The organism is Streptomyces sp. NPDC002104, assembly GCF_053593795.1.
The window spans coordinates 162286-186547 of the sequence record NZ_JBSFDF010000008.1; the positions used below are offsets into that span (position 1 = coordinate 162286).

Genomic DNA, 24262 nt, shown 5'->3' on the forward strand with positions numbered 1-24262 from the left:
GGGCCCCGGGGCGTCTTACTGCCAGGGGCCCGATCGCAGAACCAGCGCCGGCAGATCAGACTTCGCCGCGCCAGGAACCGGTCTCCCGGCCGCGGTCCTCGATGTACTCCTTGAACCGCTTGAGATCGCCCGAAACCCTCCGCTTGACGAAGCCCAGCTTGTCGCCGACGTTCTCGGCGAAGCCCTCCGGGTCATAGTCGAGCTGGAGCATCACCTTGCACCTGGCGTCGTCGAGACGGTGGAAGGTGACCACTCCGGCCTGCTTGACCTCGCCCGCCAACGTCGTCCAAGCGACCCGCTCGTCGGGGATCTGCTCGGTGATCTCCGCCTCGAACTCCCGCTCCACACCGGCGACCTTCGTCACCCAGTGCGTCATCGTGTCGGTGCGCTGGTCGATGCGCTCCACACCCTCCATGAACTGAGGGAACGAGTCGAACTGCGTCCACTGGTTGTAGGCGGTACGCACGGGAACATCCACCTCGACGGACTCTTCTACCTTCGACACGAGTCGATCCCTTCTGTTTCCGGCGTCCGGCAACCGGCATCCGGCGCCAGATCCGGAGCCTGCTTCGCTGCGGGAGACCCTCCCCGCAACGTCGCGCCTGCCCACTCACACCCACTTCATGACCGGTAAACGGTGGCAGACCGCTCGGGCGCCGATCACGCTCCAGCAGAGGCCATCGCCGAGAGGTGCCGAGGCTCGTAAGCGCTCCGGAGGAGTGGCGTGCACGCCTGTAGTCGGAGAGGACGCGCGCCGCATCGTCAGCCTGGAGCACACGGCGCCTCCGCCGACTACGAACGGCTCTACACGGAGTTCGGCATCACCCCCAAGCCATAGCCGCAGCAGCACACGACAGCATCCACGACACCCGACAAGCGTCGCGTCCGGGCGGCCACCAGACCGCCTCCGCCCCCACCAGCGCGCTGCGTCCCGCGCGACAGCGCCGACCTGACGCGCGGGGGCGGGGGGGCACGCGCCGTGGCTCGACTCCTCGCGGGTGCTTCGCGGTGCCGGCCGGCCCGTGCGCAGGTGGTCGGGGATTCGACGGCTGCGAGGAGGCACCTCGTCAAGGCCCCCTCCACCCGCACCGACCCCGCCCCCGACGGCGGAAAGATTGTCTACGCCTACGCCCCCTGTTACTGGGCGGCCCGACGCGTAGACGGCACCGCTTCCGCCGGAGACGTTCACTTCCCCTGGCGGCGTCGTGACACCCAGATGATCACCGCCACCGCGGCAATGGACACCGCGAATATCGGCAAGTGCCAGCCGTCCGGTATCCATTGACCCCTGGCCTGGGGCGAGAGTGCAAAGTCGATCAGCATTCTTCAGTTCCTTCCGGAAGGGCGGGTGCCACAGATTCGGGGCGTTTGCCCAGGCACTTGGTCGTCACGCCTGCCAGTGACAACCAGAAGCCGGGGCGCGTGAACTGGGTGGCGGAGTCGTGTCGGGTGTGCAGCTCCTGCTCCGGCCGGGGGGCTTCGGTGAAGGACGCCGCTTCGTCGAGGGGCGGGACCGGGCGAGCTGGAGTTCGGCTCCGGCCTCCCTCCCCGGCCATGTCACAGCAGGTCCCGGGCGTTTATGGACGCCGTAGGGGCAGACGGGCCCCCGGGAGGTGAGGCGTCGTGCCGGAAGGGCTCAGCGCACCGATAGGAATTCCGGGACGGGCGAAGGCGGCGGCCGCGCGGGCCGTCGCGTTCGCGCGGCGTGCCGTAGGGACGCCGGGCAGTGAGCGGGACACCCTGCTCCTGGGGGCGAAGACCGTCGTGGCGGCCATGGTGGCCTGGACCGCCGCCCGCCATTTCCTGCCGCCGGCCGTGGCGACGTTCGCGCCGTACACCGCCATGGTGGCCTTGCAGGCGACCGTGTACCGCTCCCTGCGCGACTGCGCCCAGTACGCCCTGGCCATGGCGGCGGGCGCCGCACTCGCCGCCGCGCTGGCGGCCACCGCGGGCATCCACGGCTGGACCTTCGGTCTCCTCACCCTGGTGGCCCTCTGTCTCGGCCGCGCACGACGGCTGGGTCAGCAGGGCACCCAGGTCGCCATCGTGGGATTCTTCGCCTTCTCCTCCGGGCAGGGCCGGATCGACTACATCGGCCACCTCGCCGCGTCAGTGGCGATCGGTGCGGTCTGCGGACTCACCGCCCACCTCGTCCTCGCCCCCGCCCGCCACGCCCGTCACCGGCAGACGGCCGCCACCGATCTCTTCGCGGAGCTGAGCGAACGGATGACCGGCCTGGCCGACACCTTCGAAGCGACGGCTCCCGACGCCGACCGGGTGCGGCAGTGGCGACAGGACTGGCGCCGCCTCTCCCACGACTGCGAGGACCTTCACCGCGGCATCGAGACGGAGGAGGAGAACGGCCTCCTCAACCCCCGGCGCAGCTTCGAAGGCGCCGCCGGCGCCCTGCCCCGGACCCGCGCATCGGTCACGATCGCCCAGCACTCACTGGACCACCTGCGCTCCCTCACCCGCACGCTGGACCACGCCGTCGACAGCCGGGAAATCGAAGACCTGCCGCCGACCTTCCGCACCGGCCTCGCCGCCGTCCTCAGGACCTCGGCCGACGCGATGGACGAGATGGGACGCACCCCCCGCACCGATGACAGCCGCCTGAACCGCACGATCGAGGAAGCGTCGGCCCAGCTCGATGAGGTCCACAGGGCATCCCAGCGCGATCCGGAAGCCCGATCAGCGGCCCCGACCCTCCAGGGAACCCTGCTGACCGACGCCGCGCGCCTCCTGGCCGATCTCCGCACGGGCCGACAGGACCTCAGCAACGCCTGAACCGGACCTGTGGACGGACGATCCCCGCCACCGGACCCCGAGCAGAAACTCCGCCGGACAAACGGCGATGGGGACGCCGGGACGTGCCCGGTTTTCAACTGGGCGGTACCGAGCCGGTTATCAGTCCAGTCAGTGCTGACAGCCCGCCATCGTCAAGAGCGCGGCGCTGGCGGTCGGCAGGCGTGCCCTCACGTAGGAGGCGATGCGACAGCGCGCTCACCTCCCGAAGGTCACCGGCATCCTCCAGGGCGGGTGTGATGTGGCGCATGAGGGCACACAGGACGTCTCCGCTGCTGCCAGGTCGGCCGTCCGGCCCTACGAGGCTGCCGTTCAGTCCGTACCGGGCCGCATGCCACGTCGCAGCCTGCAGAACCTCCGTGCCGCTCGCCGTTACGGGCGGCAGGCCCGCTTTCTCCTCGGCGATCGCCGTGGCGACCAGGGCACGGATGACACCGGCGAGCAGCACGGCGTCCTCGGCCGTCAACTGGACGTCCGGGCAGCGCACTTCGATGGTCGGGTAGCGATCGGACAGTCTGGCCTGCCAGTAGATCTGTCCCCTGTCGGCTATGACGCCAGAGGTCACCAACGCATCCAGACGGCGCTCATAGTCGGCGAGCCCCTCGAAGTGCGGCGGGGGACCGCTGACGGGCCAGCGGCTGAAGACGATGGTGCGCCAGCTGGCGAAGCCCGTGTCACGCCCGTCCCACAGCGGCGAGTTCGCCGACATGGCCAGCAGCGTCGGCAGCCACACCCGGATCCGGTTGAGCACGGCCACCCCCGTCTCCCGATCAGGCACCCCCACGTGGACGTGCATCCCGCAGATCAGGTGTTCGTCGACGAGTTGACGGGCCTCACCCTCCATCCGCAGGTACCGGGCCTTACGGGTGACGGGTACGGGCAGGACCCCGCGCACCGGAGCCGCACCGGTCGCCGCGATCCGACAGCCGTTGGACTCGGCCGCCGAAGCCAAAGCGTGGCGCAACCGGAGCAAGTGGCCTCCGACCTCGTCGAGCGCCCAGCAGATGGGAGTCGCCACCTCGATCTGTGCCTGCAGCAGCTCGTCCTGCACTTCGCCTTGCTCCGCGAGGGACCCGAGGCCGGCCGTGCGGCTGACCTCCTCCACCGTGGGAGTCGGTTCGGCGGTGGCCGGATCCAGCAGCAGATACTCTTCTTCGACTCCGAGGGTGATCACCTCATGCGGCTACCCGCACACTCCATGATCACCCCATTCGTTCGTCCTCCAGCGACGTCGCGGGGACGCTCCCCTCCAAGCAGCCGTGGTCATGAGCCAGCTGCAGCATGCCCTGCACACCTACCACCAGCGTCTCATCGTGCTGGTCGAACCGGACAGCCTCTTCCTAGTGCTCACCGACGGACTGATCGAGACCCGAGGCAGCGAGCCGGACCAGCCTGTGGCGCGGCGGAAAGAACTCCGGGACGCACAGGGTCGGCGCCCGCGAGATCCTCAACGGGTTCAGGGGTGGCGACTGGCCCGCCCCTTTCACGGCCCAACCTGTCAGAGCGGGGCGATGCTCGCCCAGTACTGGTCGAGGTGTTCGTCTGCTGTCCTCAGCACTTGCTGGTCCGTCCGGTCGAGGAAAGCCGTGTGCAGACTGATCACGCGGTCGTGGCCCGTACCGGCCCCGCCCAAAGCGGGTGCTGTCCGGCGCCACGGGGCACGGGCGGCCCCAGCGCCGTGCCCGTTGCGTCGTGCGCGAGCAGACCACCAGCGCCCCGTGAGGACGCCGGCCGTGACGACCGTGACGGCCACAGCAGCCAGGGCCTGCAGACCGTGTTGCACGGCCATGACTTCCTCCACGAAGAGATGGGCGTCGACAGCGCAAGCAGAAGGGGTGGTGCCGGCCGGCTCGGGCGGGCTGCCACCGCGGCGGGTCAGCCGGGCCAAGTGCCCGTCGCACGTCGTACGGCTACTGCGCCCGACCGTTCGACCGAGGCCTTGACCACGGAGAAGATCGCGCCCTGGATGGCCGCGGCGAGCAGGATCTGCTTCCAGGACCGGCCCTCGTCGGTGGCTCCGGGAGCGTCGCCCTCGCCTGCGACGACCTTCCACGCCTGCTTAAACGCCGCGCCCGCGATCATGCCGCTCACGACGCCGAGGGCCATCCCGACCGGCTTGTAGGGGATCTGGGAAGCGCTCACTTGCGGCGTCCTCGGCTGCGGCGCACCAGCAGGAGGGCGACAACGGCGGCTCCGGCCGCGAGGAGCGGGCCGCGGTGGGCGCGTGCGGCCGTCGCTGCTTGGCCGGCCTTCTCCAGGACCGGGTCGGGGGTCTTGTCCAGCGCGTACCGGCCCGCCTTGGACGCGCCATCCCGTACCTGCGCCGCGGCCTGCGCGGTCCGCTCCAGGACGGGGTCGGGCGTGCTGTCCTTCACCACCTGGGCGGCTTGCTCCGCCTTCTCACGGATCTGGCCGGAGACCACAGCCGCCTGCTCGGCGGCCTGGTCCTTGATCGCGGCCGTCTTCTCCTTGGCCTGGGCCTTGATGTCGGCCTTCGCCGCGAGAGCCTCGACGGTCCGGCCGAGCTCCTCGCGGGTGTGCTCGACCTGCTCGCGCAGTTCCGCGGATCCGTGGCCGCCGGAACTGGGGGTGGGAATGCCGATGTTGGTACGGGCGTCGTCGTTCATCGGTGTGCCTTCTCCTTGATCTCGGCCAGGTCGGCCTTGACGCTGTCGATGGTCTGCTCGGGAGCCGGGGAGCCTGCCCGGGCGATCTGCTTCTTGCCGGCCAGTGCGGCCAGCGCGGCCGCGAGGCCCAGGACCGCGGTGACGACGAGGGCCGACGCCCACACCGGCAGGACCAGCGCGAGCGCGGCGATACAGGTGGCGGCCAGGGCCTGAAGTGCCAGCATGCCGAGGAGCCCCGCGGCGCCGAAGAAGCCGCCGCTCTTCCCGTAGTGCTTGCCCTTGTCGGTCATTTCCGCCCGGGCCAGTCGCATTTCCTCGCGCACCAGCTCGGACATCTGCTGCGAGGCGCGCGAGACCAGGGCGCCCACCGAGTCGTCTGCGGTGTGATGCTCTCGCTCTGCCGTACTCATGATGCGGACACCTTGCCCTTCTTCCATTTGACGGAACGTGCGTTGCGTCGGCCTGGGGCTTTGCCCGGCGCTACCCGCGGTGTCCTGTACGGGCTGCGGACGGACCTTGAAGTACGTTGCGGGACCTCCTCATCGAGATGTCCAGGCCGCCGTCATCCCGCGACTACCCCGCAACGGCCCCGCCACCCGCTCGGCAACCAACGTGAGGGAACGATGCAGGGGGTCAGTGCTCCATGCGGCGGTGGTCGCCGTCGCTCCAGGCACGGGTGTCGCGGGGCTCGACGTAAGGTTCCTCGTCCTCGGGGAGTCCGCCGGCGATCGCCCGCTGCCGGGTCATTTCGGCGTCGAACTCCAGCCCGAGGAGGATCGCCAGGTTGGTGATCCACAACCACACGAGGAAGACGATGACACCGGCGAGGGTGCCGTAGGTCTTGTTGTAGGAGGCGAAGTTCGCGACGTAGAAGGCGAAGCCGGCCGAGGCGGCCATCCAGATGGCCAGCGCCAGGACGCTGCCCGGCGTCACCCACTTGAACCCCCGGCCCTTCGCGTTCGGGGCGGCCCAGTACAGGATCGCGATCATGATCGTGACGAGGAGGACCAGCACCGGCCACTTCGCGATCGACCACGCGGTCAGAGCCGTGTCCCCCACTCCGAGCGCGGTGCCCGCCTGCCGGGCCAGGGCGCCGGAGAAGACGACGATCAGCGCACTGGCAACGGCAAGGATCATCAGCGTGACGGTGAGGACCAGGCGCAGCGGGAGGACCTTCCAGACGGGGCGGCCTTCGGGGATGTCGTAGACGGCGTTCGAGCTGCGGATGAAGGCGGCGATGTAGCCCGACGCCGACCACACGGCGACGACCAGGCCGACGATCGCCAGGAGCGAGCCCACCCCGGAGTGGCCCTGGAGCTGGTGCACCGCGTCGCTGACCACGTCCCGCGCCGAACCGGGAGCGAGTTGCTGCAGGTTGTCCAGGACCTGCTTCGTCGCCGACTCCCCGGCGATGCCCAGCAGCGACACGAGCACCAGCAGCGCGGGGAAGAGCGCCAGGACCCCGTAGTAGGTGAGCGCCGCGGCCCGGTCGGCGAGCTCGTCCTCCTGGAACTCCTTCACGGTGCCGCGCAGCACCGCCTTCCACGACTTCTTCGGCAGCTCAGTGGGCCGGTCGGGCGCCCGTTCTTCCACCTGCGGATCCGGTCCTGCCGCGTCCTCGGGACCGGTTTCCCCGCACTGGTCATGCGCGTCTGGGCCTGGCTTCGATGTGCGTGTCATGCCATGCGCCTGTCCAGCACCTCCTCACTCATGTCAGCGAGGACGCGCGACTTGGAAACGCCTGTCCGGTGTGTCGGCGCTGGCCGATGGCGGGCAGAGGTTGCCCTGCCTGTGCTCGCTCCGCGGGCGTCGCGTCTCGGCGTCCCGCCGCGGTCGGTGGGGTGGCGGCTCCGTTGAGGCAATGGTCGAGGAGAGCGTACGGGCCACAGGGAGGGGTGGGTTGGCCGCGGCGCCTTCTGCGGTGCGGGGGTCGGAGAGGAGATCTCCACGGCTTCCGGTGTCAGGCGCGGGTCGGCCGCGGCGGCCCGGCGCATCGCCTCATCGGCGTCGTCCATTGACAGGTCGGGCGGAGTGGGATCGGCTGCGGCCAGGGCGCGTACTTCGGGATCCGGGTGGTCGAGGAGGTGGGTCCGGCCGGTGCGGGGGAAGCCGGGCAGCGTAAGCAGGTCCGAACGGTGCTCCGGGCGGGTGGCGAAGACGACCAGGAGCAGGTGTCGCCGTGGGCCTCATGGCGCTCGCGGCAGGAGCCCTGTAGGGGGCCTTCCGCGGCCACGGCCGGCCATGGCTGTAGCTGTAGCTGTAGCTGTAGGAGCCGACCGCCGTTCAAGCCTCCGGAGCCGGCGCCGGCTCGGGTGAGTGGCCCCGGCCCGGCAGGGACGCCTCGTCATGCGCCGGACGGCGGCGTCGCTGCCACAGGACGAGGACGCCGAGGGCCACGCCGACTGCCATCAGGACCACACCCCGGACCCACACTTCGCCCTCCACCTGTGTGGCCAGGACCACGCACGAGAGTGCACCGAGCACGGGTACGACCGTGGGTGCGCGGAAGTGGGCGGTGGCCGGGGCGGACCGGTCGCGTCGGCGCAGGACGAGTACGGCGGTGTTCACCGTCAGGAACACGACCAGCAGGAGCAGTACGAGCGTCCCCGCCAGGACGTCGATCTCGCCGGTCGCGGCGAGCAGCGCGGACACGACGGTGGTGGCGGCGATCGCCGCCCACGGGGTGCGGCGCACCGGGAGGACGCGGGTGAGGAACGCGGGCAGGAGTCCCTCCCTGGCCATCCCGAAGGCCAGACGTGAGCTCATGATCCCGGTGAGCAGCGCCCCGTTGGCGACGGCGACCAGGGCGATGAACGCGAACAGCCGTGGCGGGACGGCGCCGGCCGCGTGGACGACTTCGAGCAGCGGGCCGTCGGAGGCGGCCAGGGTGGAGGTGGGTATGGCCGCGGAGGCCGCCGCGCCGACGGCGGCGTAGACGATTCCCGCGGTGGCGAGCGCGCCGAAAAGGGCGCGGGGGTAGGAGCGTCCCGGATCCAGCGTCTCCTCGGCCACGTTCACCGAGGTCTCAAACCCGACGAAGGAGTAGTACGCGAGGACCGCTCCCGCCAGCACCGCGGCCGCCGGCGAGGCGGAGCCCGTACCGAGCTGCGTGAGCCTGCCGACGTCGCCGTCACCGCGCGCGGCAATCCACACGCCGAGCCCCACCACAAGCAGCAGACCGCCCGTCTCGATCAGGGTGGCAAAGGTGTTGACCCGGGTCGACTCTCGAATGCCGCGTGCGTTCAGCAGACCCAGGAGGACCAGGAAGACCACGGCAACGCCTACCACCGGCAGCGAGACGAGCGCGGTCAGGTACTCGCCCGCGAAGCCCCGGGCGAGCGCCGCGACCGACACGAGACCCGCCGCCAGCATGCAGAACCCCGTGAAAAAGCCGACGGCGGGCCCGTAGGCGCGGGTGGCGTAGTACGAGGCGCCGCCGGCCCGTGGGTACTTCGTGGCGAGCTCCGCGTACGAGGCGGCGGTCAGCAGCGCCAGCAGGAGGGCCACCGTGAGGGGCACCCAGACGGCGCCGCCGGACTTGGCGGCCACTTCTCCGATCAGGACGTACACGCCGGCGCCGAGGACGTCTCCCAGGATGAAGAAGTACAGCAGGCGCGTGGTGAGGACCTTGCGCAGCGGTTCGACGACGCCGGAACCGGCATCGGCGGTGGGGTGGGTGCGCATGGGCCTCATCTGTTCTGGCCTGGGACAGCTCTGATCGCAGTCGGACGGGAGTCGACCGACGCTTCGCGAAGACAGGAGGTCCCCTAACCGCAGAAAACACATCCAAACGGATGCTCTTGGACAGAGACATCCGCTCGGGGGCCGGCCTTCCCTTCTCCAGCAGGAGGCCTTCCACCACGAATGAGGGACTTCCGGGCTCCCAGTTCGGGCTGCGGGAGCCGGAGGGCGTTCACGGCCGGGGGGCCGGTGTGAGGGCGGGGATGAAGGTGAACAGGCGGCGGGTGGCCGTGAGGTCGAAGACGTATTGCGCCTGGTCGGGGGCGCCGGCGAGTTCGAGGGTCCACTCTTCGTCGATGGCACGGGCACGGAGCGCGAGCAGGACGTGGAGAGCGCAGGTCCCGATGAACGTGACGTGGGCGAGGTCGAGGACCAGGATCCGTTCGGGCAGTACGAGCATGTCCAGGACATGGGCCAGCTGGGAGCACGTCTCGTAGTCGAGGTCGCCGCTCACGGACACGACGGCCCGCTCCGGTTCCTCGGTGACGCCGATGGCGAAGTCGTTGAGGCCCATGGCGCATCCGCCGTTCCTCGGGAGCCCATCACGGCCGCGCCCGAAGTGGGAACGTGGTTGCGCCGCCAAGCGCGCGACTGGTGCCGCGCACGGCCGAGCGGGGGAATCCGCACCCGCCGCTGGCCACGGATCGCGGCCACCGGGTAGGACGGGATCTCCACCAGGCCGGGCATATCGGTACTCCGCGCCTACCCCGGCCGAGCTGCCGCAACCGGTGCGGCAACCCGACCCCGGCCAGTGGTGGCATGCGTGGGGGCCGGAACCGCCGCTGCGGTTCCGGCCCCCACGCATGTCACGTCAGTCCTTGAGGACGTCCTTGACCTTCTCCTTGGCCTCGCGGGCATCACCCTTGGCCTGCTCGGCGCGCCCCTCGGCGGTCAGCCGCTCGTTGCCCGTCAGACGGCCAGCGGTCTCCTTGAGCTTGCCCTTGGCCTGCTCGCCCTTTGCCTCGGCCTTCTGCTCACCAGACACAGCTGATCACTCCCTGTTTCTAGGAAAAAGCCTTACGCAACCCCGTATGACCACTGCAGCCCCTCTCAAACAGACCAAACCGTTGTGGCACTCGGTACCTCCGAAACAGCTCCCGCTTGAGCGGTCGTTCATACGCGCTGGGCGCGGTGGAGGAGGCCGTGGAGCCCGTGGGAGCGCAGGGCGGCGCGGGCGGCGTTCGCGCCGGGTGCGCCGTGGACGCCTCCGCCCGGGTGGGCGGCCGCGGAGGCGAGGTAGAGGCCCTTGACCGCGGTCTCGGGGCGGCCGGTGCCCGGGGTGGGGCGGAAGATCGCCTGTTGGTGGAGGGCGGTGGTGCCGTTGTTGATGGCGCCGTTGTGCAGGTTCTCGTTCATGGACTGGAGGGTGGTGGGGGCCAGGATCCGGCGGGCGCCGATCAGTGCGCGGAAGCCGGGAGCGAAGCGCTCCACCTGGGCTTCGACGCGGTCGGCCATGGCTTCCTGTTCGCGGGCGTCCCACGCCCCGGTGATGCGGTCCGGGCCGGCGTCGCCGGTGATGCGCTGCGGGAGGTGGGTGTAGGCCCAGGCGGATTCCGTACCCGCCGGCGAGCGGCTGGGATCCGCCGTGGTCATCTGGCCGAACAGGGTGAACGGCTCGTCCGGTACCCGGCCCGTGGCGAGCTGGGAGGCGAAGCGGGTCAGGCCGTCGATGCCGTCGGCCACGTGGACCGTCCCCGCACCGGCCGCCCGGGGGGCCGTCCACGGAACCGGTCCCGTCAGCGCCCAGTCGACCTTGAAGGTCGCGAAGTCCCACTGGAAGCGTTCCAGGTCCCGCAGGAGCCGGGCGGGAAGGTGTTCCTCGCCGACCAGGTCGCGGTACAGGACCGGCGCCGAGGTGTCGGCGAGCACGGCTCGCCGTGCGGCGACGCTCTCGCCGCCGGCCGTCACGACTCCGACCGCAGTACCGCCGCGTACGACGACGGAGGCGACCCGCTCCCCGCAGCGCAGCACTCCCCCGCGGCGGCGCAGCCGGTTCACGAGCGCGGCGGTCAGCGCGCCCGCGCCCCCTACGGGGACGGGGAAGCCGTGGCTCTGGCCCAGCATCGACATCAGCCAGCCGAAGCCGCCGCTGCCGGCGGCCTCGGGAGCCAGGTCCGCGTGGAGGGCGTTGCCGGCCAGCAGGAGCCGGCCACCCTCTCCGGCGAACTCCTCCTCACCCAAGCGCCGCACGGGGAGGGCCAGTTTGCGAGCCAGGCGCAACCCTCCCGAGGCACGGAGCCCCGCGGCCAGCCGGAGCCCGGAGCGGACCGGCGGGAAGGGAGTGAACAAGGCCTGTACGAGATCCGGCCCGATCCTGCTCCACGTGCGGTACATGTCCTGCCAGGCGTCGCCGTCGGCCGCGGCGAACTCCGCGAGCCCGTCGCAGGTGTCCTGGAGCCGGCGTTCCAGAACGGCGCAGCGGCCGTCGGACAGCGGGTGGGCCAGTACGGAGGGGGCGTGGCTCCAGCGCAGGCCCTCGGCGGCGAGATCGAGGCGGGCGAGGACCGGGGAGGCGGCGGCGAGCGGGTAGAAGGCGCTGAAGAGGTCCGATACGTAGTCGGGATGGACGCCCCGGTCACTGCGCACGGCACCGCCGGGCTCCGGCTGCGCTTCGAGGACCTCCACGCTCCAGCCGGCGTCCACCAGCAGGTTCGCGGCCACCAGCCCGTTCGGGCCCGCGCCGATCACCACCGCGTCAGGCACGACGGTCCTTTGCCCGCTCCTTTTCCGCGAGCCTTGCCAGGCGGGCGAGCATCCCCCGGTGGCGGATCTGGAGCAGCACTTCGACGGCCGGGTTGTGCAGGGCGCCGCCCAACCCGCGCAGCGGATGCTCGTCGCACACGACCAGGGTTTCCTCTCCCCACGGCCGGAGCTGCAGGAAGATCCTCGCCGTACCCAGAGCTTTGAACGCCGCCTCCAGTTCCAGCTCCCTGCCGGGCTCCTGGTGCCGAACGGTCGTGATCCCCTCGGCCTTCCAAGGACCGAGCCGAACGGTGTAGCGGAGCCGGGATCCGACCGCGGGCCAGGCATGATCGAGCGGTGTGGACTCCGACGGTCCCACGACCCACGCGCCGTAACACTCCGGATCTGCGAGTACGTGCCAGACGGTCTGCGGAGGGCAGTGGATCAGGTGACTGCGTACGGCCATGGGAGAGGCCCTTCTCCGGGGAGATCGGACGCAGCGGCGGAGCGCTGCGTGGAACGCGAGTGCCCACCGCCTTCCGCGCCAACCCCCCGCGGCGCCTGGACGCCCGGCCGGCTCGCGCCACGACCGCCGGCACGGTTCATCGTCCCACCCCCTGCGCGAGCGGTCGCGTTACCATCCGGTAACCCAGAGTAGCCAACAAGGGGCAGCCCTGATTCGGACCAACCCGCTGGAGGCTCCCCTCCGCGGACGACGTCGATTGCCGGCCGTGCACGTTCCCCGATGCTGGACTCCAGTCACCAGTAGTGTTTCCGGCCCCCGACGGCGTGACCGGCCGCACCAAGGATCCAGAGAACCGCTCCGACGATCAACAGGACGATCCCAATAGTCCACAGGATCGAAATTCCCGTCACGAAACCGATGATGAGCAAAATGATGCCGAGGACGAGCATGGTGTCCTCCAACTCGCTTGATGCTTCACAACCAGGGTAGGCGCAAGCCGCATCCGTCAGCCTGTCCAGGCACGGATCGAAGGAGCGGTGCCATGATTCTCATCCTCGGACTCATCATTCTGATCATCGCCGCCTCCGTCGCCCTGCTGGGGATATTCGGCAACACCGGCGCCGGTCACGGAATCGGCACACCCGGCGGGGATTTCTCGATTCTCGGATATCACGCCACCGGTTCGACCGGATCCCTCTTCCTGAGCGGAATCATCGTGGGAGCCGCGGCCCTGCTCGGCCTGGCCATGATCATGATCGGCGTCCGCCGGTCCGCCCGGCGCTCTTCGCGGGCGAGGCAGGAGCACGGGGCGTCACGCCGTGAGGCCGCCGTCGTCGACCGAGAGCGCGACGATCTCATCAAGCAGCGTGACGAGGCCCGTGCCGAGACCGGTGCGCCCGTGACTGACATCCCTCGGGACCGGGGCCGCGGCTGGTTCGGTCACCGAGCCGCACCCCGCTGACATGGACGAGCTGACGCAGACAGGCGGTGCAGGCACGATGCGACTCCCCTTCCGGTCCCGCGCCACCAAGGCGCTGCGCCGTCGGGGCAGCCGACGACCGACGTACGCCTCCTGGCTGGCCGGCACGCTCGGCGGGACCGACGCGAGCCCGCTGCCCGACCGCGGGGACGGCACGCTCGTCCTCGTCCTGGCCGGTGAGTTCGACCGCGGGACCTTGGCGCCGTTCCGCAGGGCCTTGGCCAAGGCCAAGGCCGGCCCGGCCATCCATACGGTCATCGACGTTTCCGGAGTCGTCTATGCCGACTCCGGCCTGCTGCGGCTCCTCGTGCAGGCCCATCACCAGCTTCCCCGGTTGACGGTGGCGGGCCCCCTGCCACCCCAACTACGCCGCCTTCTGGAGCTGAGTGGCACGGCTGGGGTCCTGCACATCGCGCCGGATGTCGCAACAGCACGCGGCCTGTGATGCCGGCGCGCCACTTACCAGCCAGGGCCTTGATCAGGACGTGGCCTGTGCGCGGATAACCACCAGCTCTTCCCACTCCTCGGCTTCGGCCGCCAAGCCCTGCCGTTCCAGCCAGGACCGCCGCGACCGCAAAACCGGGCCCCACGGCACGGAGGCCCTCGCCGTCACCTGGGCGACCAGCCCCGCACCCATCAACCGGTCCAAGGTCCGGTCGGCGCCGCACATCCCCGAGTGCACCATGAGCAGAATTCCGCCGGGACGCAGCAGAGTCGGCGCGTCCGCGCAGATCCGGTCGATGACCGCGCGTCCGTCGAGCCCGGCGTCCCAGGCACGTTCAGGTCCCCGCGAGGGCACTCGGCCATCGGGAGCGGGGACATACGGGGGATTCGAGACGACCACGTCGAAGCTCCGGCCCGTGGTGCGTGCCTCGAAGTCCCCGTGCAGGACGCGCAACGGAAGTCGGTGGATCCAGGAGTTCAGACGGGCAGTCGCCACCGCGGGCCATGACACATCGACCGCTGTGACCTGAGCCCCGCTCGCCGCAGCTTGCAGGGCCACGACGCCGGTCCCGGTACCGATCTCCAAGACATCGGTGCATGGTCCGAGGTCTTCATGGGCGAGGGCCTCGGAGAGAAGTCGGGTGTCCGCCTGCGGCTGGTAGACGCCCGGCAGGGCCATCAGGCCGCCGGTCAGCGTTGCCAGGGACGGGGCAGTACTGGGCATCCATACCTCCGGTTTCACCGCCGCTCCCCGAGCGAGCCACGGGGGACTGGTGAGGTAGTGCGCCTGCCCTGGCCTCCGGGCTCCATCCGAAGAAGCGCTGATCTTCGGAGGATCAGACCAAAATATGCACCCCACCTGACGTAACTCGCCTACTGCCAGCCAAACGATTTCAGATTCAAAGTTTGAAATGCAGAGAGACAGCAGGACCCCACCTCACCGCTTTCACCTACCGGCTACGGTAGAGAGGTCCGAAGAAAAGTGAGCGGCAGAATGAGGCGGCTCGGAGCTGTGCCCACGTCAAGCCACGAAGTCATCGGCGCGCCCTGCTGGGTGAGCCTCATGACCGGAGATCTCGACTCAGCTCGGCGGTTCTACGGTGCCGTGCTGGGCTGGACATTCCGGCGGACCCGCCTCGGCGATCGGTTCTACGTCGCCTTTCGCGACGGCGGCCCGGTCGCGGGTTTCGGGGCCCTCTCGGACGATCTCTCGCTACCCTCCGCCTGGACGCCGTACTTCGCCGTCGACGACGCGGACGTGGCCGCCTCCCGCGTCCGCGAGCGCGGCGCCACCGTCGCCGTGGGCCCGCTCTCCTTCGGCACAGGGCGCGCCGCCCTGGCCGCCGACCCCGCGGGGGCGGTGTTCGGACTCTGGCAGGGCGAGATCCTGGAGGACTGGGGCGTGGGCCGCGGCACCGCGCCCGCCTGGCTGGAACTCCGTACGCGAGATGCTTTCGCCGCCGCCATCTTCTACGGCGAGGTGCTGGACTGGGCCGGAGAATCCCCGGGGTCCTGCGTGGTGGCCTACGAACACGACCACGTCGTCCTGCGGCACGGAAACGACACCGTCGCGCGCATCAGCGGCGGAGCGGGCGAGGAGGAGCCCGACCCGCAGGTGCGGCCGCGGTGGCACGTCCACTTCCGCGTGCCCGACCTGGAAGCCGCCGTCGAAGCGGCCACGGCCGCGGGAGGAAAGCCCGCCTCCCCGGTGGAGACCTCCACCACCGGCCGCTGGATCACCCTCCGCGACCCGGAGGGCGCCCTGTTCACGGTGTTGGCGCCACAGACCTGAAAGCGCGCTGACGGGGTCAAAACGGCCGCGCGGTGGAGGGGCCGACGGAAAACAGTGGGTGACTCGCATGCGGGCGGGTAGGCGGAATGGGAGAGGCGTCGTCCGCCGCGACTGACGGAGTCGCCGCCGCGGTCGAATCACCTCACGGGGCGGACCGCGCCAACCACTCGAAAGGCGCCACCACCCGCCGTTGAGACTCCGGTGAAGCACGGTGCCGGCAAGGAACGACCATGAGAGCGGCAGTGTATGAAGGACCGCGGACGGTGACGGTCAAGGACGTCCCGGACGCGAAGATCGAGCACCCCGGCGACATCCTCGTGAAGGTCACGACCACCAACATCTGCGGGTCCGATCTGCACATGTACGAAGGCCGGACCTCCTTCGAGACGGGCCGGACCCTCGGCCACGAAAACCTCGGCCAGGTCGTGGAAGTGGGCAAGGCGGTCAGCAAGGTGAAGGTCGGCGACTGGGTTGTACTGCCGTTCAACATCGCCTGCGGGTTCTGCAAGCAGTGCGAGCGGGGCTTCACGAACTACTGCCTGACCATGCAGCCCAAGTCGGACATGGCCGGCGCCGCCTACGGCTTCGCCGAGATGGGCCCCTACCAGGGCGGCCAGGCCGAACTGCTGCGCGTACCGTACGGCGACTTCAACGCCCTGCGCCTCGGCGAGGACGCCGCCGAGCGGCAGCTGGACTACGTGATGCTGGCCGACATCTTCCCCACCGGCTACCACGCCACCGAGATGGCCGGCGTCAAGCCCGGCGACCAGACGATCGTCTACGGCGCCGGCCCAGTAGGCCTCATGGCCGCCTACTCCGCGATCCTCAAGGGCGCAGGCCGCGTATGGGTCGCCGACCACCAACCCGACCGGCTCCGGCTCGCCGAGGAGATCGGCGCCATCGCCATCAACACCGCCGAACAGGACCCGGCCGAGGTCGTCAAGGAAGCCACCCTCGGCCTGGGCGCGGACAGCGGCTGCGAATGCGTCGGCTACCAGGCCCACGACCCACAGGGCCACGAGGACGCGGCCCTGACGATGAACGGACTGATCGACTCGGTGCGGTTCACCGGCGGCATCGGCGTGGTCGGTGTGTTCCTGCCCGAGGACCCGGGCGGCGCGGGGGCCCAGGGCGAGCTCGAAGCCCAGGGGAAGGTACCGCTGGACTTCGGCATGCTCTGGTTCAAGGGCCTGCACATCGGCACCGGCCAGGCACCCGTCAAGCGCTACAACCGGGCCCTGCGCGACCTGATCGCCGGCGGCAAAGCCGAGCCGAGCTTCCTCGTCTCCCACGAACTCAGCCTGGATGAGGCGTCTTCGGCGTACGAGCACTTCGACAACCGCGACGACGGCTGGACGAAGGTCGTTCTGCACCCCGACGGCGGCAACGGCAGCAGCGGTCGGACATCCGCCTCGAAACACGGCAGGCGCGACGGATCCTCCCACCACACGCTGGAGGAGCTGCGTCAAGAGGCCAGGGCACAGGGCGTCGAAGGCCGGTCACACATGAACAAGCAACAGCTGGAGCGTGCCCTGGGGCGCTGACCAACGGCAGAGGGGGGCGCTTCGGCGTAATCCCGAACCACGGCCGGTCCTGTGGCCGAGCGTGTTCTCCAGCTCGCCTCTCGGTCTGGTCGAGCGGTCACTCCGGCAGATTCAGCCAAAGGGGATGAATGGGGTCGCTTGCCACATCAAAGCGGGGTGCGCGGGTAGCCGCGCATCATGGACCCCAGTAAGAACACCCCGTTGCGTGCTGTCGCACTCGTCTGCACCCTCTCCCCCTCCCCCGCCCCGTCCAGCTCCCAGCTGCTGGCCGAACAGACCATGGCGGCACTCGCCGAGCACGGAGTCACGGGAAAGACCGTCCGGATCGCCGACCACGACGTGAAGACCGGTGTGAGCACCGACCTGGGCGACGGCGACGCCTGGCCGGAGATCCGCGACACGATCCTGGGCTGCGACATCCTGATCCTGTCGACGCCCATCTGGCTCGGACATCCCTCCAGCATCGCCCAGAAGGTCATGGAGCGACTGAACGCGGAGATCTCCGAGACCGACGACGAGGGCCGCATGCTCACCTACGGCAAGGTCGCCGCGGTCTGCGTCGTCGGCAACGAGGACGGCGCCCACAAGGTCAGCGCCGACCTCTACCAGGGCCTGAACGACGCCGGGTTCTCCCTCGCCCCCAACGCCGTCACCTACTGGGTAGGCGAGGCGATGCAGAGCACCGACTACCAGGACCTCGACAAGACACCGGAGAAGACCGCCGGCACCACGGCCACCCTCGCCGCCAACACCGCCCACCTCGCCCGCTGCCTCAAGGCCGCTCCCTACCCGGCGAACTGAGCCACAGCTCGCCCCTGAGGCGCCCCGGACACCGGAGGAACGAATGCCGTCCCCGAAAGCACCCCGCGTTCCCGACCCCGTCACCCGCCACCCACGCCCTCCGTTTCCGGACCAGGAGCAGGACCACCCCGGCTCCACCGAGGCGATGAATCCCCGACCGGACCACGGCGAGGACTCCTACCAAGGCCACGACGTACTCCTGAACCAGGTGGCCCTGATCACCGGAGGGGATTCGGGGATCGGCAGGGCCGTGTGCCTGGCCTTCGCCCGCGAGGGCGCGGACATCGCCTTCACCCACCTGCCCGAGGAAGCCGACGAGGCCGCCGAGACCGCGCGCCTGGTCGGCGAGGCAGGCCGAAAGGCCATGCCCGTGCTCTGCGACATCCGCGAGGAGGCGCAGTGCGAGGCCTTGATCGCCCGCACCGTCGGCGACCTGGGGCGCCTCGACATCCTCGTCAACAACGCCGCGTACCAGATGTCCCAGCCCGACGGGATCGAGGCCATCACCACGGAGCAGTTCGACCGGGTGATGAAGACCAACCTGTACGGCATGTTCTGGCTCTCCCGCGCCGCCCTCGCGCACATCCCACGAGGCGGGTCGATCATCAACACCGCCTCGGTGCAGGGCTACCAGCCCAGCCCCCACCTGCTCGACTACGCGATGACCAAGTCCGCGATCATCTCCTTCACCCACGGGCTGGCGCAGATGGTCGCCGAACGCGGCATCCGCGTCAACGCCGTCGCCCCCGGACCCGTCTGGACGCCGCTGATCCCGGCGACCATGCCCGACGTCACCGAGTTCGGCAAGCAGTCGCCCCTGGGCCGAGCAGCCCAGCCGGCGGAGATGGCTCCTGCCTACGTCTTCCTGGCCTCACCCCAGGCCAGCTACATCACCGGAGAGATCGTCAACGCCACGGGCGGCACTCCCCTCCCCTGACCTGCCGCGATCGGGTACGCGGGCCCCACCACGACGTCGGCGCAACGAGGAGAACGATCATGACGAAGAAGAAGCAACGGCAGTCAGCAGAAGACGCCGCCCGCAACGAACTGCCGGGCCAACCGGGCTCGGTGCCCCCGCCCCTGGCCGAGCCCACACAGCCGAACGAACCCTTGCCCCCGAAAGCAGATCAGGACGGCCCCGAGACGGTCAGCCCCACGGGCCAGCCCACCGGAGCGGACCAGGCGCGCGTCGCGCAGAGTGGCGCTTACCTGACCGCCGCCCAGGGCGCACGCCTGCCGGACACCGATCACTCGCTCAAGGCGGGCCCGCGCGGCCCGGTCCTCCTCCAGGACCACCATCTGCGCGAGAAGATCACCCACTTCGACCACGAGCGGATCCCCGAGCGGGTGGTCCACGCGCGGGGCGCCGCCGCCCACGGTGTCTTCAAGGGCTACGGAACGGCAGGTGAGGTGTCCAAGGCAGCCTTCCTCGCCAAGGACGTCGAGACCCCTGTCTTCGTGCGGTTCTCCACCGTGCTGGGCTCGCGGGGCTCCGCCGACACCGTCCGCGACACCCGCGGGTTCGCCACGAAGTTCTACACCGAAGAGGGCACCTTCGACCTGGTCGGCAACAACATCCCCGTCTTCTTCATCCAGGACGCGATCAAGTTCCCCGACATCATCCACGCCGGCAAGCCCCACCCCGACCGGGAGATCCCGCAGGCGCAAAGCGCGCACGACACCTTCTGGGACTTCGTCTCCCTGCACACCGAGGCCACCCACCACACCCTCTGGAACATGTCCGACCGCGCCATCCCCCGCTCCCTGCGCATGATGGAGGGCTTCGGCGTCCACACCTTCCGCCTCGTCAACGCGGCCGACGAGAGCGTGCTCGTCAAGTTCCACTGGAAGCCCAAGCTGGGCGTGCACTCACTGGTCTGGGAGGAAGCACAGCTGATCTGCGGCATGGACCCCGACTTCCACCGCCGCGACCTCGCCGACGCCATCGAATCGGGCGCCTTCCCGCAATGGGAGCTGGGCATCCAGGTCTTCCCCGACACCGAGGACCAGACCTTCGAGGGCATCGACCTCCTGGACCCCACGAAGATCGTTCCGGAGGAGCTGGCCCCAGTACAGCCCATCGGGCTGATGACGTTGAACGCCAACCCGACGAACTACTTCGCGGAGACCGAGCAGGTGGCCTTCCACCCCGGCCATCTCGTCCCCGGCATCGACGTCACCGATGACCCGCTGCTCGCCGGCCGGCTCTTCTCCTACCTCGACACCCAGATCAGCCGTCTCGGCGGCCCCAACTTCGGGCAGATCCCGATCAACCGGCCGCACGCACCCGTCAACGACATGCTCCGCGACGGCATGCACCAGAGTGCCGTCCACACCGGTGTCGCCCCCTACCACCCCAACAGCCTAGACGGCGGCTGCCCGTTCCTCGCCGGCGCCGACATGAGCGCCTTCATCGAGGCGCCCGTGAAGGTTCCGGCGGCAAGCAAGGTCCGCGAGGCGCCCGCCTCCTTCTCGGACCACTTCACCCAACCCCGGCTGTTCTGGCTCAGCATGACCCCGCCCGAGCGCGAACACATCATCGCCGCCTACACCTTCGAACTGAACAAGTGCTACGAGCAGGCCATCAAGGAACGCACCCTGAAGGTCCTCGCGAACATCGACCCGCAGTTGTGCGAGGAGGTGGCTACGGGTCTCGGTCTGCCGGCTCCTGTCGCCACCGTGCCGCTCGTCGCGGCCGACCCCAGCCCGGCCCTCTCCCAGATGGGAGGAACCTGGCCGACCGACGGACGCGTGATCGGGATCATCGCCGACCCGGAGGCCGATCTGAACGGCGTACGGACCGCCCGCCGGACCATCCTGGACTCCGGCATGGTGCCCCTGGTCATCGCCCCCACCGGCGGCACCCTCGACCCCGACGGGGACCCGATCGCCGTCCAGCGCACCTTCGCCACCGCCCGCTCCGTCGAATTCGACGCCCTCCTCCTGGCCGGGGCGCCCGAAGCGGGCGCGGACGCCTACGGAGCCCGCGACGCCAAGGCCGGTACGGCACAGCCCCCCACAGCCCCCGACCCGAGGGTCCTGTTGCTCGTCACCGAGGCGTACCGCCACGGCAAGGCCATCGGCGGCTGGAACAGCGCGGGGCAGCTCCTCGAAACGTGTGGCATCACTGCGGGCGATCCCGGCATTGCCACCGGCGAGACCAGCACAGCCATCGTGGAAGAGCTAGCACAAGCGCTGGGCGAACACCGCGCATGGGCCCGTTTCCCCGCCAACCTCTGACGCCAAGCGCCGCCCCGCCCGCACATCCGCGGGCGGGGCGACGCTTGATCGGGAGCGGAGCCACGACATGGGAGCCCCCAGTCAGTGCTTGGCGCTCGGGACGGCCAGGGGCTCGCCGGGAGCCTTCTTCTTCGCCGCCTCCATCTGCTCGCCGAGTTCAGTGAGGCGGTTGCGGCCCATGGCCTTGCGGACGTCCGGGAACCACTCCTTCTCCTCCTCCTCAACGTGGTGACGGACGTTCTCCATCAGCACGCTCATCTTGGCGTCGAACCGCTCATCGGCCGCGTCGAGGTCCTTCAGCTCAGAGAGCATCCACAGCACGACATGATGCTCCTCGATGCTCTCCAGGACGTGGTCCTTGGTGTCGGGCGCCGCCTCCCGGGCAGCCGGGTAGAAGATCTTCTCCTCGATCCAGGTGTGCGTGGTCAGCTCGTCGATCACCTTGTCCGCGATCTTCCGCTTCTCGGCGTGAGCGTCTTCGCCGGCCTTCTCGAACTGCTTGAACAGCTTCTCGACCGTCTTGTGGTCTTCCTTGAGCAGTACGATCCCGTCCACCAAGCGCCTCCTGAGCTCTCGTACAGAGGCGGCGCGGACGGCCACCCCCCGCCCGTGTACCCCGACCGCGATCACGCTGCTCGTCCCAAGCGAGGGATTGGCCCGGATGGGCGACGCGGCTAGACCGTCCGACGGTGGAGCTGACGCGCCCGGGTTAACCGATAAACCCCGTTGAGAACTGATATGTCCGCTGGGAGCGGGTAGGGGCTGCGCATGACTGCAATCGGAACGCTCGCCGCCGAAGGCCAGGCCTCGCTCTTCCTCATGCTTGCCGGAGTGGTCCTGGTCGTCCTTCTGATCGGCGCATTCTGGTACGGGAGCCGACGCAGACGCCGGGAGGCACCGCCGGTCGAGCAGAACCCCGTCGCTCAGCGCCGCGCGGACTCCTGGCAGACGCCGGAAGAGCATGCACGCGATCAGAAGGAGCAGGAGTATCCCGGCTCGTAGCATGACGGATCCGGCCGGCGCCCACGCCCTGGCCGAGCGCCCCGACGGCAACCGCGCGATCACAGTCGCGTTCCCGGTGAACCAGCACCACGGATTCCGCTACCTCGCCAGCGGCGGGCCCTGGTTCGACGAAGAAGAGGCGGACGGCCACGACGGCCGCAACTGCTTCCTGCACACCTGGCCCTTCCACCCGACTCAATGAGTAAAGCCGGTGTCGTCACTCGTCTGCACCGCAGCGGCTCCCCCTCATCCGAGGGGGAGCCGCTGCCGTGTTCCGCGGCCGTGCGGAGCGCGCTGCGGTGATCCGCCGGGTGTGGGTGCCCGCGGCGGCCAAAGGGGCGGGGCACGAGCCGAGCGACTCGGCCAACTCCTGCGCACTTGCCATCGGATCGTCTCCTCGGACGGCGAGAGAGAACATGGCGGACGCCGGGTGCCCGGACCCGCCGGGGGCCGAGCCGCGAACCGACTGTCCCCGGGCAGCGACCTACAAACTTGGTCTACGCGTACGGCGGACGATCGGGGGCATCCGGTCTGCGTGGCGGCGAGGCGCCGAGGGGTGGCCGACGTACATGTGCCGTGGGCAGCGCGCCGAGGAAAACCCGCACGCATGCCATACCCGGGGCGGCAAGTGCTTCACCGAGAAAAAGGATCCGTGGTGAACCCACCTCCCATGCCTGACCCGCGCGGATGGCTCGCCCGTACCAAGCTGGGCCTCACCGGCCTCAGTGAGCGCCGGGCACAACTCCACGCCCAGCAGGAAGCGGCGTACCTCGAGGCGTGGGACGACGCCATCCAGATCGAGGAGCAGCGTTCCGACCGGGTCGCGTCCCGGGACGCGGCCTCGGCGGTGCCGTGGGGTGTGCGGATGGCCGCCGAGGTGGGCTGACGGTTGCTGGTGCTGGCCGCCACCCTCTGGGTACTGATGCGCGTCATCGGCGCAGTTCGGCTGGTCGTGCTGGCGTTCGCCGTCGCTCTGCTGATCACCGCCCTCCTGCAGCCGACCGTCGCGCGGCTGCAACGGCACGGGCTGCCGCGGGGGCTGGCCACCGCGCTGACCGCGATCTGCGGGTTCGCCGTGCTGGGGCTGGCCGGATGGTTCGTGATCTGGCAGGTGCTCGCCAATATCGGCGATCTCTCCGAGCGGGTGCAGGAGGGCATCGGCGAGCTGAAGCAATGGCTCATCGACAGCCCGCTGCACGTGACGGAAGGGCAGATCAACGACGTCGCCGACCGGCTGAGCAGCAGTATCGGGACGAGCACGAGCGAGATCACCTCGACCGGTCTCCAGGGCGTGACGGTGCTGGTCGAGATCATGACCGGGCTGTTGCTCGCCATGTTCTCCACGCTCTTCCTGCTCTACGACGGCAGGCGTATCTGGGAGTGGACGCTGAAGCTGGTCCCGGCGTCGGCCCGGCCGAGCCTGGCGGGCGCCGGCCCGCGCGCCTGGCGGACGCTCACCGCGTACGTCCGGGGCACGGTGATCGTCGCGCTGATCGACGCCGTCTTCATCGGCGTGGGCATCTACTTCCTCGACGTCCCGCTCGCCGTCCCCATCGCGGTCGTGATCTTCCTGGCCTCCTTCGTGCCTCTGGTCGGCGCCGTCGCCTCGGGCGCGCTGGCCGTCGTCGTCGCTCTCGTCACCCAGGGCGTCTTCACCGCGCTCATGGCCCTGGTGATCGTCCTGGTGGTCCAGCAGATCGAGGGACACGTACTGCAGCCGTTCATCCTCGGCCGAGCCGTGCGGGTGCATCCGCTGGCCGTGGTCCTCGCCGTGGCCACCGGCGGCATCGTCGCGGGAATCGGCGGAGCGGTCGTGGCGGTACCCCTGGTCGCGGTCGGCAACACCGTGATCGGATACCTCCGTGCGCATGCCGCAGCGGGGCCGGCAGCAACGGCGCCCGCAGCCGTTGCCGGTGTGGACGACCTCGCTGGCAGCCCCGCCGACGGCGAAGCCGGTGTGGCCGCCGATGCCAGTACGGACGATCCCGCCGATAGCAGCGGAGAACCGGGCCGAGAGATCAATTGAACACAGCCGGGGGCTGCCCAGCCGCACCCCGCACCCCGCACCCGTGACACCCTCGGCGCCGAGCTGAAGGCCGATCTTGGGGGGAAAGACCTGCAGTTCACCCTGTACCTGAT

26 protein-coding genes and 1 pseudogene are annotated in these 24262 nt (G+C 69.8%); 11 read left to right on the top strand and 16 right to left on the bottom strand.

Annotated elements, in window-relative coordinates; all coding sequences use genetic code 11:
- Positions 1-55: 55 nt before the first annotated feature.
- Together ACWCP2_RS10225 and ACWCP2_RS10230 are read right to left on the bottom strand one after the other, a co-directional pair.
- Positions 56-505 carry an SRPBCC family protein gene (locus ACWCP2_RS10225; RefSeq protein ID WP_450908133.1) on the bottom strand — a complete coding sequence of 150 codons (450 nt, stop codon included), beginning with the start codon at positions 503-505 and terminating at the stop codon, positions 56-58.
- 680 nt (positions 506-1185) lie between these two features.
- A complete protein-coding gene (locus tag ACWCP2_RS10230) occupies positions 1186-1323 on the bottom strand; it encodes a hypothetical protein (RefSeq protein ID WP_450908134.1) in 138 nt (45 codons plus the stop codon).
- A gap of 300 nt (positions 1324-1623) precedes the next feature.
- Here ACWCP2_RS10230 and ACWCP2_RS10235 point away from each other — a divergent pair, with 300 nt between their 5' ends.
- The gene (locus tag ACWCP2_RS10235; RefSeq protein ID WP_450908135.1) at positions 1624-2787 is read left to right on the top strand and encodes an FUSC family protein; all 1164 of its coding nucleotides are present in this window, start codon (positions 1624-1626) and stop codon (positions 2785-2787) included.
- A 94-nt stretch (positions 2788-2881) separates the two neighbouring features.
- On the opposite strand, the gene ACWCP2_RS10240 is transcribed toward ACWCP2_RS10235, so the two are convergent.
- From ACWCP2_RS10240 to ACWCP2_RS10295, 12 genes are all read right to left on the bottom strand, one after another.
- On the bottom strand, positions 2882-3979 hold the full coding sequence (locus tag ACWCP2_RS10240) for a carboxylate-amine ligase (RefSeq protein ID WP_450908136.1): 1098 nt from the start codon (positions 3977-3979) through the stop codon (positions 2882-2884).
- Between the two features lie 324 nt (positions 3980-4303).
- Positions 4304-4594: a hypothetical protein gene (locus ACWCP2_RS10245; RefSeq protein ID WP_450908137.1), complete on the bottom strand. Its 291-nt coding sequence runs from the start codon at positions 4592-4594 to the stop codon at positions 4304-4306.
- An 86-nt stretch (positions 4595-4680) separates the two neighbouring features.
- The gene (locus ACWCP2_RS10250) at positions 4681-4947 is read right to left on the bottom strand and encodes a DUF4235 domain-containing protein (RefSeq protein WP_450908138.1); all 267 of its coding nucleotides are present in this window, start codon (positions 4945-4947) and stop codon (positions 4681-4683) included.
- Positions 4944-5432, bottom strand: coding sequence for a DUF3618 domain-containing protein (locus ACWCP2_RS10255; RefSeq protein ID WP_450908139.1), 489 nt, complete (start codon positions 5430-5432; stop codon positions 4944-4946). The genes ACWCP2_RS10250 and ACWCP2_RS10255 overlap by 4 nt, the downstream gene beginning before the upstream one ends.
- On the bottom strand, positions 5429-5842 hold the full coding sequence (locus ACWCP2_RS10260) for a phage holin family protein (RefSeq protein ID WP_450908140.1): 414 nt from the start codon (positions 5840-5842) through the stop codon (positions 5429-5431). Before ACWCP2_RS10260 ends, ACWCP2_RS10255 begins: the two co-directional genes overlap by 4 nt.
- A 223-nt stretch (positions 5843-6065) precedes the next feature.
- Positions 6066-7112: a YihY/virulence factor BrkB family protein gene (locus ACWCP2_RS10265; RefSeq protein WP_450908141.1), complete on the bottom strand. Its 1047-nt coding sequence runs from the start codon at positions 7110-7112 to the stop codon at positions 6066-6068.
- 603 nt (positions 7113-7715) lie between these two features.
- Positions 7716-9125, bottom strand: a complete 1410-nt coding sequence (locus tag ACWCP2_RS10270; protein ID WP_450908142.1) for an APC family permease — start codon at positions 9123-9125, stop codon at positions 7716-7718.
- Positions 9126-9345: 220 nt separating this feature from the next.
- Positions 9346-9687: an STAS domain-containing protein gene (locus tag ACWCP2_RS10275; protein ID WP_450908143.1), complete on the bottom strand. Its 342-nt coding sequence runs from the start codon at positions 9685-9687 to the stop codon at positions 9346-9348.
- 297 nt (positions 9688-9984) lie between these two features.
- Complete coding sequence (locus ACWCP2_RS10280) at positions 9985-10158, bottom strand: CsbD family protein (protein WP_351370989.1); 174 nt, start codon at positions 10156-10158, stop codon at positions 9985-9987.
- Between the two features lie 128 nt (positions 10159-10286).
- On the bottom strand, positions 10287-11876 hold the full coding sequence (locus ACWCP2_RS10285; protein WP_450908144.1) for a phytoene desaturase family protein: 1590 nt from the start codon (positions 11874-11876) through the stop codon (positions 10287-10289).
- Entirely contained in the window at positions 11869-12321 is a 453-nt protein-coding gene (locus ACWCP2_RS10290) for an SRPBCC family protein (protein WP_450908145.1), read from the bottom strand. The genes ACWCP2_RS10285 and ACWCP2_RS10290 overlap by 8 nt, the downstream gene beginning before the upstream one ends.
- 293 nt (positions 12322-12614) lie before the next feature.
- Positions 12615-12770 (bottom strand): DUF6131 family protein, encoded by a 156-nt coding sequence (locus tag ACWCP2_RS10295; protein ID WP_351370981.1) that lies wholly within the window; start codon positions 12768-12770, stop codon positions 12615-12617.
- 92 nt (positions 12771-12862) lie between these two features.
- Here ACWCP2_RS10295 and ACWCP2_RS10300 point away from each other — a divergent pair, with 92 nt between their 5' ends.
- Together ACWCP2_RS10300 and ACWCP2_RS10305 are read left to right on the top strand one after the other, a co-directional pair.
- Positions 12863-13282, top strand: a complete 420-nt coding sequence (locus ACWCP2_RS10300) for a hypothetical protein (protein ID WP_450908146.1) — start codon at positions 12863-12865, stop codon at positions 13280-13282.
- 1 nt (position 13283) lies between these two features.
- On the top strand, positions 13284-13745 hold the full coding sequence (locus ACWCP2_RS10305; RefSeq protein WP_450908147.1) for an STAS domain-containing protein: 462 nt from the start codon (positions 13284-13286) through the stop codon (positions 13743-13745).
- A 33-nt stretch (positions 13746-13778) separates the two neighbouring features.
- On the opposite strand, the gene ACWCP2_RS10310 is transcribed toward ACWCP2_RS10305, so the two are convergent.
- Complete coding sequence (locus tag ACWCP2_RS10310) at positions 13779-14468, bottom strand: HemK2/MTQ2 family protein methyltransferase (protein ID WP_450908148.1); 690 nt, start codon at positions 14466-14468, stop codon at positions 13779-13781.
- A gap of 339 nt (positions 14469-14807) precedes the next feature.
- Between ACWCP2_RS10310 and ACWCP2_RS10315 the strand changes: the two genes are divergently transcribed.
- The 5 genes from ACWCP2_RS10315 (at position 14808) to ACWCP2_RS10335 (ending at position 21121) form a co-directional block, all read left to right on the top strand.
- Positions 14808-15536 (top strand): VOC family protein, encoded by a 729-nt coding sequence (locus ACWCP2_RS10315; RefSeq protein ID WP_450908149.1) that lies wholly within the window; start codon positions 14808-14810, stop codon positions 15534-15536.
- Between the two features lie 230 nt (positions 15537-15766).
- Entirely contained in the window at positions 15767-17080 is a 1314-nt protein-coding gene (locus ACWCP2_RS10320; RefSeq protein WP_450908150.1) for an alcohol dehydrogenase catalytic domain-containing protein, read from the top strand.
- A 177-nt stretch (positions 17081-17257) separates the two neighbouring features.
- Complete coding sequence (locus tag ACWCP2_RS10325; protein ID WP_450908151.1) at positions 17258-17881, top strand: flavodoxin family protein; 624 nt, start codon at positions 17258-17260, stop codon at positions 17879-17881.
- A gap of 43 nt (positions 17882-17924) precedes the next feature.
- Positions 17925-18818, top strand: a complete 894-nt coding sequence (locus ACWCP2_RS10330) for an SDR family oxidoreductase (RefSeq protein WP_450908152.1) — start codon at positions 17925-17927, stop codon at positions 18816-18818.
- A 59-nt stretch (positions 18819-18877) separates the two neighbouring features.
- Positions 18878-21121 carry a catalase gene (locus ACWCP2_RS10335; protein ID WP_450908153.1) on the top strand — a complete coding sequence of 748 codons (2244 nt, stop codon included), beginning with the start codon at positions 18878-18880 and terminating at the stop codon, positions 21119-21121.
- Positions 21122-21202: 81 nt separating this feature from the next.
- On the opposite strand, the gene ACWCP2_RS10340 is transcribed toward ACWCP2_RS10335, so the two are convergent.
- Positions 21203-21676, bottom strand: coding sequence for a hemerythrin domain-containing protein (locus ACWCP2_RS10340; protein WP_450908154.1), 474 nt, complete (start codon positions 21674-21676; stop codon positions 21203-21205).
- Between the two features lie 213 nt (positions 21677-21889).
- On the opposite strand from ACWCP2_RS10340, the gene ACWCP2_RS10345 reads away from it, so the two are divergent.
- The 3 genes and pseudogenes from ACWCP2_RS10345 to ACWCP2_RS10355 all read left to right on the top strand — a co-directional run bounded on the left by ACWCP2_RS10345 (position 21890) and on the right by ACWCP2_RS10355 (position 24149).
- Positions 21890-22123 carry a DUF6479 family protein gene (locus tag ACWCP2_RS10345; RefSeq protein WP_450908155.1) on the top strand — a complete coding sequence of 78 codons (234 nt, stop codon included), beginning with the start codon at positions 21890-21892 and terminating at the stop codon, positions 22121-22123.
- A gap of 1 nt (position 22124) precedes the next feature.
- Complete coding sequence (locus ACWCP2_RS10350) at positions 22125-22325, top strand: hypothetical protein (protein WP_450908156.1); 201 nt, start codon at positions 22125-22127, stop codon at positions 22323-22325.
- Between the two features lie 468 nt (positions 22326-22793).
- Positions 22794-24149 (top strand): annotated as a pseudogene (locus ACWCP2_RS10355) (AI-2E family transporter).
- Positions 24150-24262 lie beyond the last annotated feature (113 nt).

Coding starts and splice junctions, on each gene's coding strand:
- ACWCP2_RS10310 (WP_450908148.1), bottom strand. CDS start 14,468: ATGCCCAGTACTGCCCCGTCCCTGGCAACGCTGACCGGCGGCCTGATG.
- ACWCP2_RS10330 (WP_450908152.1), top strand. CDS start 17,925: ATGCCGTCCCCGAAAGCACCCCGCGTTCCCGACCCCGTCACCCGCCAC.
- ACWCP2_RS10345 (WP_450908155.1), top strand. CDS start 21,890: ATGACTGCAATCGGAACGCTCGCCGCCGAAGGCCAGGCCTCGCTCTTC.
- ACWCP2_RS10325 (WP_450908151.1), top strand. CDS start 17,258: ATGGACCCCAGTAAGAACACCCCGTTGCGTGCTGTCGCACTCGTCTGC.
- ACWCP2_RS10245 (WP_450908137.1), bottom strand. CDS start 4,594: ATGGCCGTGCAACACGGTCTGCAGGCCCTGGCTGCTGTGGCCGTCACG.
- ACWCP2_RS10300 (WP_450908146.1), top strand. CDS start 12,863: ATGATTCTCATCCTCGGACTCATCATTCTGATCATCGCCGCCTCCGTC.
- ACWCP2_RS10265 (WP_450908141.1), bottom strand. CDS start 7,112: ATGACACGCACATCGAAGCCAGGCCCAGACGCGCATGACCAGTGCGGG.
- ACWCP2_RS10350 (WP_450908156.1), top strand. CDS start 22,125: ATGACGGATCCGGCCGGCGCCCACGCCCTGGCCGAGCGCCCCGACGGC.
- ACWCP2_RS10275 (WP_450908143.1), bottom strand. CDS start 9,687: ATGGGCCTCAACGACTTCGCCATCGGCGTCACCGAGGAACCGGAGCGG.
- ACWCP2_RS10315 (WP_450908149.1), top strand. CDS start 14,808: ATGACCGGAGATCTCGACTCAGCTCGGCGGTTCTACGGTGCCGTGCTG.
- ACWCP2_RS10320 (WP_450908150.1), top strand. CDS start 15,767: ATGAGAGCGGCAGTGTATGAAGGACCGCGGACGGTGACGGTCAAGGAC.
- ACWCP2_RS10230 (WP_450908134.1), bottom strand. CDS start 1,323: ATGCTGATCGACTTTGCACTCTCGCCCCAGGCCAGGGGTCAATGGATA.
- ACWCP2_RS10290 (WP_450908145.1), bottom strand. CDS start 12,321: ATGGCCGTACGCAGTCACCTGATCCACTGCCCTCCGCAGACCGTCTGG.
- ACWCP2_RS10260 (WP_450908140.1), bottom strand. CDS start 5,842: ATGAGTACGGCAGAGCGAGAGCATCACACCGCAGACGACTCGGTGGGC.
- ACWCP2_RS10335 (WP_450908153.1), top strand. CDS start 18,878: ATGACGAAGAAGAAGCAACGGCAGTCAGCAGAAGACGCCGCCCGCAAC.
- ACWCP2_RS10295 (WP_351370981.1), bottom strand. CDS start 12,770: ATGCTCGTCCTCGGCATCATTTTGCTCATCATCGGTTTCGTGACGGGA.
- ACWCP2_RS10255 (WP_450908139.1), bottom strand. CDS start 5,432: ATGAACGACGACGCCCGTACCAACATCGGCATTCCCACCCCCAGTTCC.
- ACWCP2_RS10305 (WP_450908147.1), top strand. CDS start 13,284: ATGGACGAGCTGACGCAGACAGGCGGTGCAGGCACGATGCGACTCCCC.
- ACWCP2_RS10270 (WP_450908142.1), bottom strand. CDS start 9,125: ATGAGGCCCATGCGCACCCACCCCACCGCCGATGCCGGTTCCGGCGTC.